Here is a 14,083-nt window from a genome sequence, read left to right on the forward strand (position 1 = left end):
TGTCCGTGCTCACCGCTCCTCCTTCACGGGGGCTGATGATGTCGGCGTCCCGGACACGAAGGCGTCCCGGTGCCGGTCGGCGAGGCCGCTGAGGTTGGCCTCGAAGGTGAAGCCCTGCTCGTAGCGGTAGCTGCGACGGACGTCCACCGGGTCGATGCCGTTGATCGCCGCCTTGGCCAGGCGCAGCAACTCGCCGTCCTTGGCCGCGATCTCGCGGGCCAGCGCGAGCGCGGCGTCGAGCACCTTCGCGCGCGGCACGACCTCCCACACCGAGCCGTGCCGGTGGAGCTCCTGGGCGGTGGCGGTGCGGGAGGTGAAGTACAGGGCGCGCATGAGGTGCTGGGGGACGAGCCGGGACAGGTGCGTGGCGGCCCCGAGCGCTCCCCGGTCCAGCTCCGGCAGTCCGAACGTCGCGTCGTCGCTCGCCACGATGGCGTCGGCGTTGCCCACCAGTCCGATGCCGCCGCCCAGGCAGAAGCCGTGCACGGCGGCGACGACCGGCACCTCGCAGTCGTAGACCGCGCCGAACGCCTCGGCGCAGCCGTGGTTGGCACCGATCAGCGCCTGGTGTCCGGGGGTGCGCTGCATCTCCTTGATGTCGACGCCCGCGTTGAAGCCGCGGCCCGCGGCGGTGAGCACGACGCAGCGGACGGCCGGATCGGCGCCGGCCGCGCGCAGCGCGTGGGCCAGGTCGAACCACCCTTGTACGGGAAGGGCGTTGACGGGTGGGAAGTCGACGGTGATGACGGTGATTCCGTCTTGCGGGGCCGAGGTGGAGACACCCATGATGAGGATCAGCTACCTTTCCACCAAACATTTGTTAGGTAGAAGGTAGCAGCGGAACGAGCGCCGCGGGAGGTGCCAGTTGACGGTCACCGTCGATCTGTCCGGACGTGTCGCCGTCGTCACCGGCGGCACGCGAGGCGTCGGCGCGGGGATCGCCCGCGCCTTCCTGGAGGCGGGCGCCGAGGTGGTGGTCTGCGCCCGCCGCCCCCCTGAGGAGCGGATCGAGGTGGAGGGCCGCACGGCCCGGTTCCTCCCCCTCGACCTGCGGGACCCGGACGCCGTCGACACTTTTGTCACGCGGGTGAAGAGCGAGCACGGGCGGCTGGACACCCTGGTCAACAACGCCGGCGGAACGCCCTTCCGGCTGCTCGCCGACGGCGGCGCCGCCCGGCACGCGCGCGTCCTCGAACTCAACCTCACGACCCCGCTCACCGCGTCACTGGCCGCCTACGGGGTGATGCGCGATCAGGAGCGCGGCGGCTCGATCCTCATGATCGGCAGCGTCAGCGGCGGCCGGCCGTCACCCGGCACCGCCGCCTACGGGGCCGCCAAGGCGGGCCTGGACAGCCTCGCGCGCTCCATGGCTGTCGAGTGGGCGCCCAGGGTGCGCGTCAACACCCTGGTCCTCGGCATGGTCCGCACGGAGCTGTCCCACCTGCACTACGGGGACGACGCCGGCATCGCGGCCGTCGGCCGGACCGTGCCCGCCGGGCGACTGGCCGAGCCCGCGGACGTCGGCGACGCCTGCGTCTTCCTCGCCTCGGACCGCGCCGCGTACATCACCGGGGCGAGCCTGCTCGTGCACGGCGGCGGCGAGCGTCCCGCCTTCCTCGACGCCGCCACCGTCAACCGGGACGCACCACCGCCACCGCCCCGTCCGGAAACCGCGAACAAGGAGAGCTGACATGACCGAAGCCGGAATCTGCGCGGGCCGGGTCGCCGTCGTCACCGGCGCCGGCCGCGGCCTCGGCCGCGCCCACGCCCTCGCCTTCGCGGCCGAGGGCGCGCGCGTCGTCGTCAACGACCTCGGAGTCGGCCTCGACGGCGCCGGGAGCTCAAGTGGCCCGGCGCAGCGGGTCGTCGACGAGATCCGCGCACTGGGCGGCGAGGCGGTCGCCAACAGGGACGACATCGCGACGGCGGCCGGGGCCGCCGCCCTCGTCGCCACCGCGCTCGACGCGTTCGGCCGACTCGACACCCTCGTCAACAACGCCGGATTCCTGCGCGACCGGATGCTCGTCAACCTCGACGAGGACGATTGGGACGCCGTGCTGCGCGTCCACCTCAAGGGCCACTTCCTGCCGCTCAAGCACGCCGCCGCGCACTGGCGGGCCGAGGCCAAGGCGGGACGCACCCCCGACGCCCGGGTGGTCAACACCAGCTCGGGGGCGGGACTGCTGGGCAGCGTCGGGCAGGGCAACTACTCGGCGGCCAAGGCCGGGATCATCGGGCTGACGCTCGTCGCCGCCGCCGAGATGGCCCGCTACGGCGTCCGCGTCAACGCCATCGCACCCGCTGCCCGCACCCGGATGACCGAGCGGACGTTCGCCGAGACCATGGCCGCGCCCGGCGGCGACGCCTTCGACGCCATGGCACCGGAGAACGTCTCCCCGCTGGTCGTCTGGCTCGGCTCCGCGGCCTCGGCCGGCGTCACCGGACGGGTCTTCGAGACGGAGGCGGGCCGGATCACCGTCATGGAGGGCTGGCGGCCGGGACCGACGGCCGACAAGGGCGCGCGCCGGACCCCGGCGGAAGCCGGCGAGACCGCATTGAAGCTGCTCGCCGACTCCGCGTCGCCGCAGCCGGTCTATGGGGCGTGACGATTGCGGGGGCCGTGAAACGGTTCTGTGACAACGCGGGCCCACTGATCGAATCGGGTCGGTGGAACGGCATAGTGGGGCCCGCCCCCGGTGGGGGCATGACAAGAGACGCACGAAATGCACGTACATGGGGGAACAACTCAATGCCATCCATACGACGGTCCGCCCGCGTCGCGGCGGCGGTGACCGCGCTGCTCGCGCTCACCGCCACCGCCTGTGGCCCGGACGACAGCGACGCGGCGGCGAAGCCGACCGCGGCTGCCGGCACCTCGGCCACCACGGACTCCGGTTCCGCCGCCAAACTTCCCAAGGGCCTGCCCACCAGCATCAAGGACCTGGAGAAGTGGAAGCAGGGCGACTGGAAGAACTGGGACAAGTGGGCGCGTGACGCGGCCGACTTCGCCAACCCGGTCATCAAGGACCTGTGGAAGCCGTCCCGGATGTCCGGGGCGAAGGACAACGAGAACACCGTCCAGACGAACTTCGGCTCGGACCAGGGGACCACCGACCCCGCTCCGCGCCCGGTGGCGGCCAAGGAGGTCGCCCGCCCGTACCACCAGCACGCGGCACCGGTCGGCAAGATCTTCTTCGACAGCCCCAGCGGCCCGAAGGTCTGCTCCGCCACCGTCGTCGACGACCCGGCGCACCCGGGCAAGTCGAACCTGGTCTGGACGGCCGGCCACTGCGTCCACAGCGGCTCCACGGGCGGCTGGTACCGCAACATCATCTTCGTCCCGTCGTACAACGACAACGGTCTGTCGGCCTCCCGGGTCGACAGCTCCCCGCAGCGCAACCGCACTCCGTACGGCGCCTGGTGGGCCGACTGGGTGCAGACCTCCTCGCAGTGGATCGCCACCGGCACCCACTCCGGTGGCGGCGGCTCGCCCTACGACTTCGCGGTGTTGCACGTGAGTCCGGAGAGCGGCGGCAAGTCCCTGCAGGAGACCGTCGGCGCCTCCCTGCCGGTGTGGTTCGGTGCCCCGTCGCCGACGCTGTTCAGCGGCATCGGCGCCTGGGGCTACCCGCAGGCGGCCCCGTACGACGGCGCGCGGATGTTCGACTGCATCGGCAAGCCCGGCCGGCTGTCGATGGGCGCGAGCATGCCGACCGAGTACCGGATCGGCTGCACGATGACCGGCGGCTCCTCGGGCGGTGGCTGGTTCGCCACCATGCCGAACGGAAGGACCGCCCTGGTGTCGAACACGTCGATCGGCCCGGCCAACAACACCTGGCTGGCCGGCCCGCACCTGGGCCCCGAGGCGCAGGGCGTCTACAACGCGATCAGCCGGAAGTTCGCCCGCTAGCGGGCAGGGCCACCGGGATCAGTGAGCGGCCCGGCCGGGGACCCGGTCTCGGGCTCGGCCAGGGCGTGGAGCAGGTGTCGCAGGGCGGGCGTCGGCGGTCCCGGTGGTACCGCCAGCGAGGTGGTCATGGCGGGGGCGGTCAGCGGGCGCAGGGCTGCCCGGCGGACCGGCGGCAGGCCCGTCACGTCGTAGAAGACCGTCCAGGACGGCGGACCGGTCCCGATCGCCAGGAGCGTCTCCTGGAAGCCGGTGAACGGTGGCCCCAGGAGCGGTTCGGCCCCGGCCGCGCGCAGGGCGCCGGTGACCAGATCGTGGAACGGCGGATTGTTCTCCCGTGGCGCGAGCCGCAGCGGCAGGTGCGCCAACTGCTCCAGACGCAGGGCCGACTCGGCCGCGAGCGGATGGTCGCCGGGCAGGGCCACGTACAGCGGATCGCTCCAGACCGGGAGGAGTTCCAGCTCCGGAGCGGCGGAAAGGGCCCGCACCAGGGCGGCGTCCAGTTCGCCGGAGCGCACCGCCGCCAATCGCTCGGCGAGGGCCAGGTGCCGCAGTCGGACGTGCAGCCGGGGGGCCGCGGCCGCCAGCCGGTCCACCAGGCGGTAGATCCGGTCGCCCGGACCCCGCACGGTGCCGAGCCGCAGCATCCCGTCGTCCCCCGCGACGATATCGGCCGCCACCTGCCGGGTGCGGTCCACGGCCGTGAGGACGGCGCGCGCTTCGGGCAGCAGCCGTTCACCGGCACCGGACAGGCGCACCTGCCGGGTGGAGCGGGTGAACAGGGGCGACCCGAGCTCGCGTTCCAGGCGGCGGATCTGCTGGCTGACCGCCGACTGGACGATGCCGAGCCGCTCGGCGGCACGGCCGAAGCCGCCCTCCTCGGCGACGGCCACGAAGTACTGCAGCTGCCGCAGTTCCATGGGTCCCTCCGATTGATCACGATCGGTGATGTCTGTGGGGGACAACTGCTCCTGGTTCGCGGGTTCTTCCCCGGCTGGAATGGGACCCGCCCCCAGAACTCGGCAGACAGGAGCCAAGAAGATGATCCGGGACGCCGGCGACACCGCGGACGCACTGGTCGTGCGGTCCGAGGAAGCCGAGCACGTACCTCTGCCGCACGGCGGAGGCTTCCGGTTGCTGGCGGACGCCGGCGCGACCGGTGGCGCGCTGGGCGCCAGCCGCCTGACCCTCGGCGAGGGCGCGGACGGCGCCCGGCCGCACTGTCACGCGCGGTCGTCAGAGCTGTTCTACGTTCTCCAGGGCACGGTGGAGTTCCTCCTGGACGACGCGATGACCTCCGTGGAGGCGGGCGGGCTGGTCGTCGTCCCGCCGGGGATGCCGCACGCCTTCGGTGCCGCCGCCGGTTCCACCGCCGACCTGCTCGCGGTGCTGACGCCGGGCGTCGACCGCTTCGGGTACTTCCGCGCCCTGGGGCGCATCGCGCGCGGCCTGGACTCCTTCGACAGCCTCAAGGGCGCGCAGGACCGCTACGACGTGCACTTCCTCGACCTTCCGGCCTGGCAGGCGGCACGGACGCGCTGACGATCGTGGACGGGCCGGCGGTCGGCGACCGCCGGCCCGTCCACGTCAGCCCTGGCTGCGCGCCGGGTCGGCCCTGACTCCGTCCGGACTCAGCCCTGGCTCAGGTCGACGCCCGGGTAGAGCGGGAATCCGGCCAGCAGGTCGGCGGAACGCGCGGCGACCTGGTCCGCCACGGACGCGTCGATCACATGGCTCGCCTTGGACGGGGTTCCGTTGGCGGTCGTGCCGGGGCGGGTGCTGGTCAGCACCGTGTCGATCAGGCCCGCGATCTCGTCCATCTCCGCCACACCGAGCCCGCGCGTGGTGAGCGCCGGAGTGCCGATGCGGACACCGGACGTGTACCAGGCGCCGTTCCGGTCCTGCGGGACGGAGTTGCGGTTGGTGACGATGCCCGCGTCCAGCAGCGCGGCCTCGGCCTGGCGGCCGGTGAGTCCGTAGCCGGAGACGTCGGCGAGCACCAGGTGGTTGTCGGTACCGCCGGTCACCAGTGAGGCGCCGCGCCGCAGCAGTCCTTCGGCCAGCGCGGAGGCGTTGTCGACGATGCGCCGGGCGTAGTCCTGGAAGTCGGGCCGGCGCGCCTCGGCGAGCGCCACCGCCTTGGCGGCCATCACGTGCGGCAGCGGACCGCCGAGCACCATGGGGCAGCCGCGGTCCACGTGCTCGGCCAGCTCGGCGTCGCACAGGACCATGCCGCCCCGCGGTCCGCGCAGTGACTTGTGTGTGGTGGTCGTGACGATGTTGGCGTGCGGCACCGGGTCGAAGTCGCCGGTGAGCACCTTGCCCGCGACCAGGCCGGCGAAGTGCGCCATGTCGACCATCAGCGTGGCGCCGACCTCCTCGGCGATCTCCCGCATGATGCGGAAGTTGACCAGTCGCGGATAGGCGGAGTAGCCGGCGACGAGGATGAGCGGGCGGAACTCGCGTGCGGTCTCGCGCAGCGCGTCGTAGTCCAGCAGCCCGGTCTCCGGGTCGGTGCCGTAGCTGCGCTGGTCGAACATCTTGCCCGAGATGTTGGGGCGGAAGCCGTGGGTGAGGTGGCCGCCCGCGTCGAGCGCCATGCCGAGCATCCGCTGGTCCCCGAGCTCGCGGCGCAGCGCCGCCCAGTCCTGCTCGCTCAGGTCGTTGACGTGCCGGACCTTGGCCCGCTCGAGCGCCGGGCTCTCCACCCGCTGGGCGAGCACGGACCAGAAGGCGACCAGGTTGGCGTCGATGCCGGAGTGCGGCTGTACGTAGGCGTGGGACGCGCCGAACAGTTCGCGGGCGTGCTCGGCCGCGAGCGCCTCGACGGTGTCGACGTTGCGGCAGCCCGCGTAGAAGCGCCGGCCGATGGTGCCTTCGGCGTACTTGTCGCTGAACCAGTTGCCCATGGTCAACAGGACGGCGGGGGAGGCGTAGTTCTCGCTGGCGATGAGCTTGAGCTGGGCGCGCTGGTCCTCGACCTCGGCGCCGATGGCGTCGGCCACGCGGGGCTCGACGGCCCGGATGACGTCCAGCGCGCTGCGGAAGGCGGTGGATTCGGTGGATTCGCCGGGCTTGATGCTGAAGGACGACGGTTCTGCGGCCATGCGGGCCTCCTGGACGAGAAGGGGCGGCCCAGGCGCGCGGCATCACATCGTCATAGGAGACGGAGCCGCTCCCCGATGGTCGGTCCCATCCAAGCGCCAGTCACGGCTCACGCCGACCCTAGCAGCGCGGCCCGCGCCGTGCGCGGTCCCGGCTCACACCGTCCGACCGGTGAGATAGCGGCGCAGCACCCGCTTGCACTCGGCGATCAGCGCGGGGTCGCCGTCCGGGTCGGTGCGGAAGGCGAGCCGCAGGACGGCGTCGGCGCACTCCAGGGCGACGCGGCCGGCCAGCCGGGAGGCGGCGGGGTCCAGCAGGCCGTCGGTGAGGGCCCACAGCCGGTCGGCGACGGCGGTGTTGTTGTCGATCTCGGTGTCGAGCAGATGCCTGCCGGCGGGGTCCTCGCGGCCGACGGCGCCGAAGTCGACGACCCCGAATCCCGGCACCGCGCGCCGCATCGCGACGAACTCCTCGACGGCCAGGTCCACCAGGGCGGCGACGTCCCGGGGGGACTCGGCCGCCATCCGGCGTGACAGGCGGTCGGTGTACCGCTCCAGGTTGCGGGTGGCGAGCGCGCCGAGCAGCCCGTCCTTGCCGGGGAAGAACTGGTAGAGGGTGCCGATCGGCACCTCGGCCCGGCGCGCCACCTCCTTGGTGGTCAGCGCGGTGTAGCCGACCTCGTCCAGCAGGGCGGCGCACGCGCCGAGGATGCGCTCGACCCGTTCGGCGCTGCGGCGCTGCACCGGGCTGCGGCGAACGCCGGCGGCTCCCGCGACGAGGGCGGGGACTGCGACGAGGTCGGGGACGCCGGGGTCGGCGGTCGGGGGGAGTTCGTGCATGAGCCCACTCTGCCGGATCGGCCGGCCGATCGACGACCAGCTATCGTGAGCATTGCTCATGTTCTACGCCGGCGCGTCGCCATGGCGTGCCTGCTCGCGCGTCACCTCGTTTCTTCCCGCCAAGGAGTGAGCCAGTGCCGGACCCGTCGACACCGCAGCGCCCGCAGCTTCCCGAATCCTTCGTCTGGGGTGTCTCCACCGCCGCCTACCAGGTCGAGGGGGCCGTCACCGAGGGGGGCAGGGGGCCCTCGATCTGGGACACGTTCACCGCGCGCGCCGGGACGGTCCGCGACGGCCACACCGGAGCGGTGGCCTGCGACCACTACCACCGCTACCCGCAGGACGTCGCGCTGATGAAGGACCTCGGATTGGACGCGTACCGCTTCTCCGTCGCCTGGCCGCGTGTCCAGCCGTCGGGCAAGGGCCCGGCGAACGCGGCGGGGCTGGACTTCTACGACCGGCTCGTCGACGAACTGCTCGCCGCCGGCATCGCGCCCACCCCCACCCTGTTCCACTGGGACCTGCCGCAGGCCCTGGAGGACGAGGGCGGCTGGCTCGCGCGCGCCACCGCCGAACGGTTCGCCGAGTACGCGGGGCTGGTGGCCGACCGGCTCGGCGACCGGGTCAGCCGCTGGATCACCCTCAACGAACCCTTCGTGCACATGGTGTTCGGCTACGCCCTGGGTGTCCACGCGCCCGGCCGGGCCCTGATGCTGGACGCCCTGCCGGCCGCCCACCACCAGCTGCTCGGCCACGGGCTGGCGGTCGCCGCGCTGCGCGAGCGCGGCGCCGCCCAGGTCCTCATCGCCAACAACTGCACTCCGGTGCGCGTCGTGGGCGGCTCCGCCGCCGACCACGACGCGGCGGCGGCCTACGACGCGCTGCACAACGGCCTCTTCAACGACCCGCTGTTCCTCGGCCGCTACCCGGACCTGTCGGCGTACGGCGTCGGCCCCGACCTCGGCGGCGCGGTCCTGGACGGAGACCTGGAGATCATCGCGGCCCCGCTCGACGGCCTGGGCGTCAACTACTACAACCCCACCTGGATCCAGGCCCCGGCGGACGACTCCGCCCTGCCCTTCGCGGAGGCCCGGGTCGAGGGCTTCGAGCGGACCGCCTTCGACTGGCCGGTCGTCCCGGACGGCCTCACCGAGCTCCTCTCCGGCCTGAAGGAACGCTACGGCGCCGCCCTGCCGCCGGTGTACATCACCGAGAACGGCTGCTCCCAGACCGACGAGATCGTGGACGGCCGGATCGCGGACACCGCGCGGATCACCTATCTGGAGGGCCACATCGGTGCGGTGGCCGCCGCGGTGGCCCTCGGGGTGGACGTACGCGGGTACTTCACCTGGTCGCTGATCGACAACTTCGAGTGGGCGGAAGGGTTCAGTCAGCGCTTCGGCCTGGTTCACGTCGACTTCGAGACGCAGCACCGCACGCCGAAGGCTTCGTACGCCTGGTACCGCGACACGATCGCCACCCATCGGGCTTACTGGGCCGCGTAGTTGGGGTCTGCGGTGCCCGCAGTATTCGACAGGATCGACCCAGGTTCGTGGGCGCCGTGGAACAGGGTGCTCATAGCCGTGCAACGCAGTCGGGGCGTGAAGACAGGGTGTTCGACAGTTGCGGAGGCCATCCCCAGCGGTTCGGCACGTCTCGACTGGGTGAAAGTTTGGTCCTGACCCGCCAGACGACCCGCCCTAAGACAGGCGAGGGTTCCGAGAGGGCGGCGAGGACCACTCGGCAGAGTCGCAGCCGAGGCTGACCTTCAAGAGTCGGACCCGCCTTCGTAGCCGTTCGCTCACACGTCTCATTGCCAGGCTCTATGCAGCCCAACTCCAGCAGTTCTAGACCAGCGAAAGTTCCGTTTCCTTTGACGCTGATGGTCCCTACCGCTCTCCTGGCCGGCCACAGTGTCGGTGGCGTGCGTCATCATCGGGAGATGTCGCAGAAGAAGCCAGTGCCGCCGACCTACAAGGATCGCCTCCTGGAGCAACTCGCCCTGATAGAGCAGGATTACGTCACAGTCGTGGAATCTTCACAAATCCGCTACGTGAACCCGAACCGGCGGGGCAGCAACGTCTTCGTCGTCGGCGCTGCGAATTGGGGATGGGAGCCGAGCGGGCCGGAAATGGAGGCCCAGCGCATGGATCTGCTGGGGCATCTGCGGGACTGGAAGCCGCGCTTCTGCCTCCTGTTTCCGCACCCCACGCCCGAGGTGAAGAAGAAGCTGAATCGTAGCCTCAAACACATGGAGAACTGGCTGGTCCGCCCCAACAAATGGGATCAATCCATCCCGCAGTACGTTCCCGAAGCCGTTCGGCTCCTGCGCGCCTCGGTTGAGCAACTACGCGAACTCACCGCCCTGCTGCCTGCGGATCCGTGGCCAGTGCGTCTGGTCGTCGACACCAATGTACTGATCGACGACCCCGATCTTGCGATCTTCACGGACCAAATCGGTTCCCGTTACATGGCCCACCTCTTGCCGGTTGTACTGCGCGAACTGGACGATCACAAACGCGCCGGCCGTAACGAGACGCTGCGCGAAGCCGCTAGAAAGGCTGATCGTCGCCTCAAGGGCCTGCGCACCGGAGGTGATGTCACCCGAGGCGTGCGTGTCTCTGGCGACGTCCACGTTGTCTTCGAGCACATCGAGCCCAAATCCAAGTCCTTGCCCGACTGGCTCGACCTGGCCGTTCCCGACGACCGCTTCGTCGCCTCCGCACTTCTCCTGCAGTCCCGGCATCCCGGATCCGCCATGTTCGTTGCCACCAGCGACATTAACCTGCAGACCAAGCTGTCAGCCATCGCGCTGCCCTTCATCGAGCCGTAGACGATCCACAGCTGGACCTGAACGCTGTCTCTCCGGAAGGAGCGCAGCCACGGGGGCCAACGCCGATCTGGTCCAGGAGATCGGAGACCACCAACCACCACCAACCAGGGGCGTTCGAGGGGTACCTCTGCCCCGGGACCGTCGATCGGGCGCGTCCGCCGCGATGGTGGACTCAGCGGGGTGTGCGACCGATGAGGGTACGAAGGACCGGCACGCTGGGACCAGCGCCAGCCAGCCCGGCCAGAACGGCACCGGCGGCCGGGACGCCTGTGAGCGCTGTAAGCCCACCCGTAACGAGCCCGATCACAAGGGCGGTCAACAGAACCACCGTTGTGTGCAAGGTCAGGAAAGGCGGATCGGGGACGAAACCCCCGGGGCTGCTGTGGTGGTTTGGCGGCATCATCTGGGTCATGTGTTCACCCTGACCGTCAGCACTGCTGTGACCTGCACGGATCAGCCAACTCAGCCGGAGCGCGATCACAGTAGGGGCGACATCGAACTTTGCCGTCCAGCCCGTAAGTTTCGTGCAGTTCAGTAGAGTTCGACACTGTTTCACAACCTCGGCTCTACTCTGCTACCGACAGTACGAACGGGGGCAGCAGGATGAAGGATGAGACACCCACAGGCGGCTCGTACGAGGACGCCTTGAGAGACTTGGGCCAGGCTCTCAGTGCTCTACGCGCCGAGCGGGGCGGCCAGTCATACGACCGCATCCGCGCCCGTGGATTGAAGATCCTCGAGAACTCCGCCCAGAGCGCATGCTCCAAGGCCACCATGAGCAAGGTGTTCGGGGGCGAGCAGTACATCTCCCTGGACAAACTGATGTGGCTGGTGCGCGCCGTCATGTCCTGGGACGACTGCGCCGACGAATGTGACCCGCCGGGCCGTCGCGACCCTGAGCTCACCCCGTGGAGGGAGAGGTGGCAAGGTCTCAGCTCGAAACGCGCTGCAGCTCGCCGGCCGCCGACTGCCCGAGAGATCCCGACTCCCTTTGATCTACCCAGCCCACGAACTGTTGCACCTGTCGCGGAGGAGGACGGGAGAAGCCGCCCACTCCTGTCAGTCGGATCACCGGATCTGGCCGGAGTGAAGACAATGGCCTTCTCTCCAACGGGACGGCAGTTTGCCATCGTCAACGCGAGTGGCACTGCGCAGCTGTGGGACAAGGTGACTCACGAACTTCTCGGAGACTTAAGGCCCGACGAAGAACATCCGCACGGCCCTGTCGTCTCGTTAGCCTACTCACCCGACGGGAACCAACTCGCCACCGCGGACGAGGAAGGCCGCGTGCTGCTCTGGAACCAGGCAACCTTGCTTCCGTCTGGTCCCCCGTCAGATGGCGGGGATGTCGTCGAGGCCGTCGCCTACTCACCCGATCAACGGACTCTCGCCACAGTGAGCTCGAACGGTATCGCCCGTTTGCGAGACTCCAAGGACCTCACGACCCGGGCCGTTTTCCACCCGCGGGAGCACCGGCGCTTCATGTCTGTCGCCTTTTCCCCGGACGGGCAACTGCTTGCTCTCGGCTGCGAGACCGGAGAGGTCGTGTTGCACGACCTCGCACAGGACAAGGAGGCAATCTCCCTGGTTCTTGAGCGTGGTCCGGTTGTCTCCGTCGCGTTCTCGCCAGACGGACGTCTCGCAGTAGTAGTAGACGACGGTGCCTTGTTCGTGCTGGCCAGGTCGTTCCGCGACGTCGACGCAGAGCTTCCGCCCGGTGGTGACACGTCTCCCGTCATATCAGTGACGTACTCGCCAGACGGACAGCTAGCCACAATTGGGGCCGACGGAGTTGTCCGCATGTGGCAACAGCCTGCGGATGAGCCCCCTCTGTCCGGGGATGGGGGCCCTCCGGCAGCGATGCCGCTAGCAGCGCGCGCTGTGGTGAACGGCGTCTACCTAGGCCGGCCGGTAGCTCTTGACCCGCCCCTCCACTGCCTTCGAGATGTTCTGTCCGTCGCGTTCGCTCCCTTCGGCGAGTTCGTGGCGGCTGGTGATGCGGTCGGGAATCTGAGGGTGTGGGATGCGGTGTCGCGCGACATCGAGGCCAGTCCCGACCGTGAAACCGGGACGGAACCCGCGGGGATCACATCGCTCGTCTTTTCTCCTCAAGGACACTCCCTCATCACCACAGCTGCGGACGGACGCGTGCTCGCCTGGTCTGCAGACGCTTCCGCGGGAGTTGTGGGGATCGGCCAAGAAGAGCCTCTCGTGCTGGCCTCCGGCACGGGGGTAGCAACCCAGGTCCAACACGGCCACGCCCCTACGTCTACACCAGGCGCTGCGTTCTCCCCAGATGGAACCATTTTCGCCTTCACTGACGAGCACGAAGCGGTAGCCATTCGTACTCGTGGGCACAACGGGACGGCAACACATCCCCTTCACGGATTGGTCAGCAAGGGAGCTTTGGCCTTCTCTCCAGATGGCATGGCGTTTGCCACTGTTGGGGACGGACTTGTGCATTTATGGAACGTCTCGACCGCCAGGGAAATCGCCTACCTGGAACACGACCAGGTGACGTCGCTGGCTTTCTCTCCGACCGGCCGACGGCTCGCCATCACTACAGCAGACGGCAGCGTGTATTTCGCTGAGAGCGTGCATCTCGCTGACGGGGCGACCCGCTCGAGAGCCACTACCAGAATCTGCAGTGAAGGCTCAGGCGCGATCGCCTTCTCACCCGATGAACGAGTTCTGGTAGTTGGCCTGGCCGACGGAAGTGTCGAGATCTACGATGCCGAGACTGGCCGCTCCCTGAGTAGCACTCTCCGCGTCGGAGCGCGGGCACCTGTCGCCGCACTGGCATTCTCCCCGGACTCCTCTGTCCTGGCTGTAGCAAAGGACTTGCACGTACACCTAATCGCATAGGTGCCCCGCATCAGCGAGTCCGAGGCAGTCTCAGGCGTTCTGAGGCATCAGCTCCGACTGCCCCAGAAAGCCTGAGACAGGTACAAGCCGCTGTCATCCAATCAAGGCGTTTGCCAGTGAAGCAGCCGTTCGGGCTCGAAGTAGCAGCACGGAAGACTCGATGAGCGCTGCGCCCGACTGACAGCCTGCGCGGGGCCGTATCGCCGGGAATCCCGGAGCGATGTGGTGCTCTTCGGCGGCGTGCTGCCCTCTTCGCCTCACGGCGGAGTCACCCCGCGGGGGTACTTCATGGACCAGCAGACCGCCGGTCAGTTCCCGGCCGACGCCGAACGCCGCGCCAAGGGCCTTCAATGGAGCCATTGCGCTCGTAGAACGCGACGAGTTCGCTCCAGTCGCCCGCCCAGCAGTCGACCTGCAGCAGCCGCACGGGAGCCCGCCGTGTCTCCTTGGCCGCGTGAGCCAGCAGGGCCGCTCCTGTGCCCCGGCCCGTGTGGCGTCGGTCGGCCACTACCTCTGACGTCGTGAGCTGAGGAG

11 protein-coding genes and 1 riboswitch are annotated in these 14,083 nt (G+C 69.7%); of the genes, 7 read left to right on the plus strand and 4 right to left on the minus strand.

Features of this window, described 5'->3' with window-relative positions; all coding sequences use genetic code 11:
• Positions 1 to 9: 9 nt before the first annotated feature.
• Complete coding sequence (locus O3X23_RS09110) at positions 10 to 786, minus strand: enoyl-CoA hydratase family protein (protein ID WP_269270727.1); 777 nt, start codon at positions 784 to 786, stop codon at positions 10 to 12.
• Positions 787 to 865: 79 nt separating this feature from the next.
• Between O3X23_RS09110 and O3X23_RS09115 the strand changes: the two genes are divergently transcribed.
• The 3 genes from O3X23_RS09115 to O3X23_RS09125 all read left to right on the plus strand — a co-directional run bounded on the left by O3X23_RS09115 (position 866) and on the right by O3X23_RS09125 (position 3,910).
• Complete coding sequence (locus O3X23_RS09115; protein WP_269270728.1) at positions 866 to 1,690, plus strand: SDR family oxidoreductase; 825 nt, start codon at positions 866 to 868, stop codon at positions 1,688 to 1,690.
• A gap of 1 nt (position 1,691) precedes the next feature.
• A complete protein-coding gene (locus O3X23_RS09120) occupies positions 1,692 to 2,606 on the plus strand; it encodes an SDR family oxidoreductase (RefSeq protein ID WP_269270729.1) in 915 nt (304 codons plus the stop codon).
• A 143-nt stretch (positions 2,607 to 2,749) separates the two neighbouring features.
• Positions 2,750 to 3,910, plus strand: coding sequence for a trypsin-like serine peptidase (locus O3X23_RS09125; protein WP_269270730.1), 1,161 nt, complete (start codon positions 2,750 to 2,752; stop codon positions 3,908 to 3,910).
• Here O3X23_RS09125 and O3X23_RS09130 read toward each other — a convergent pair.
• Positions 3,907 to 4,827 carry a LysR family transcriptional regulator gene (locus O3X23_RS09130; RefSeq protein WP_269270731.1) on the minus strand — a complete coding sequence of 307 codons (921 nt, stop codon included), beginning with the start codon at positions 4,825 to 4,827 and terminating at the stop codon, positions 3,907 to 3,909. The two genes, O3X23_RS09125 and O3X23_RS09130, sit on opposite strands and share 4 nt — an antisense overlap.
• Before the next feature lie 121 nt (positions 4,828 to 4,948).
• Between O3X23_RS09130 and O3X23_RS09135 the strand changes: the two genes are divergently transcribed.
• Positions 4,949 to 5,449: a cupin domain-containing protein gene (locus O3X23_RS09135; protein ID WP_269270732.1), complete on the plus strand. Its 501-nt coding sequence runs from the start codon at positions 4,949 to 4,951 to the stop codon at positions 5,447 to 5,449.
• 89 nt (positions 5,450 to 5,538) lie between these two features.
• On the opposite strand, the gene O3X23_RS09140 is transcribed toward O3X23_RS09135, so the two are convergent.
• On the minus strand, positions 5,539 to 7,014 hold the full coding sequence (locus tag O3X23_RS09140) for a glycine hydroxymethyltransferase (protein WP_269270733.1): 1,476 nt from the start codon (positions 7,012 to 7,014) through the stop codon (positions 5,539 to 5,541).
• A 19-nt stretch (positions 7,015 to 7,033) separates the two neighbouring features.
• A riboswitch (ZMP/ZTP riboswitch) is annotated at positions 7,034 to 7,128 on the minus strand.
• A gap of 39 nt (positions 7,129 to 7,167) precedes the next feature.
• Positions 7,168 to 7,851: a TetR/AcrR family transcriptional regulator gene (locus O3X23_RS09145; RefSeq protein WP_269270734.1), complete on the minus strand. Its 684-nt coding sequence runs from the start codon at positions 7,849 to 7,851 to the stop codon at positions 7,168 to 7,170.
• A 134-nt stretch (positions 7,852 to 7,985) separates the two neighbouring features.
• Here O3X23_RS09145 and O3X23_RS09150 point away from each other — a divergent pair, with 134 nt between their 5' ends.
• The 3 genes from O3X23_RS09150 to O3X23_RS09160 all read left to right on the plus strand — a co-directional run bounded on the left by O3X23_RS09150 (position 7,986) and on the right by O3X23_RS09160 (position 13,549).
• Positions 7,986 to 9,356: a GH1 family beta-glucosidase gene (locus O3X23_RS09150; protein WP_269270735.1), complete on the plus strand. Its 1,371-nt coding sequence runs from the start codon at positions 7,986 to 7,988 to the stop codon at positions 9,354 to 9,356.
• A 437-nt stretch (positions 9,357 to 9,793) separates the two neighbouring features.
• The gene (locus O3X23_RS09155) at positions 9,794 to 10,684 is read left to right on the plus strand and encodes a PIN domain-containing protein (protein WP_269270736.1); all 891 of its coding nucleotides are present in this window, start codon (positions 9,794 to 9,796) and stop codon (positions 10,682 to 10,684) included.
• 603 nt (positions 10,685 to 11,287) lie between these two features.
• The gene (locus O3X23_RS09160) at positions 11,288 to 13,549 is read left to right on the plus strand and encodes a WD40 repeat domain-containing protein (RefSeq protein WP_269270737.1); all 2,262 of its coding nucleotides are present in this window, start codon (positions 11,288 to 11,290) and stop codon (positions 13,547 to 13,549) included.
• Positions 13,550 to 14,083 lie beyond the last annotated feature (534 nt).

It is taken from the genome of Streptomyces sp. H39-S7 (genome assembly GCF_027158205.1).
Classification (GTDB): domain Bacteria; phylum Actinomycetota; class Actinomycetes; order Streptomycetales; family Streptomycetaceae; genus Actinacidiphila.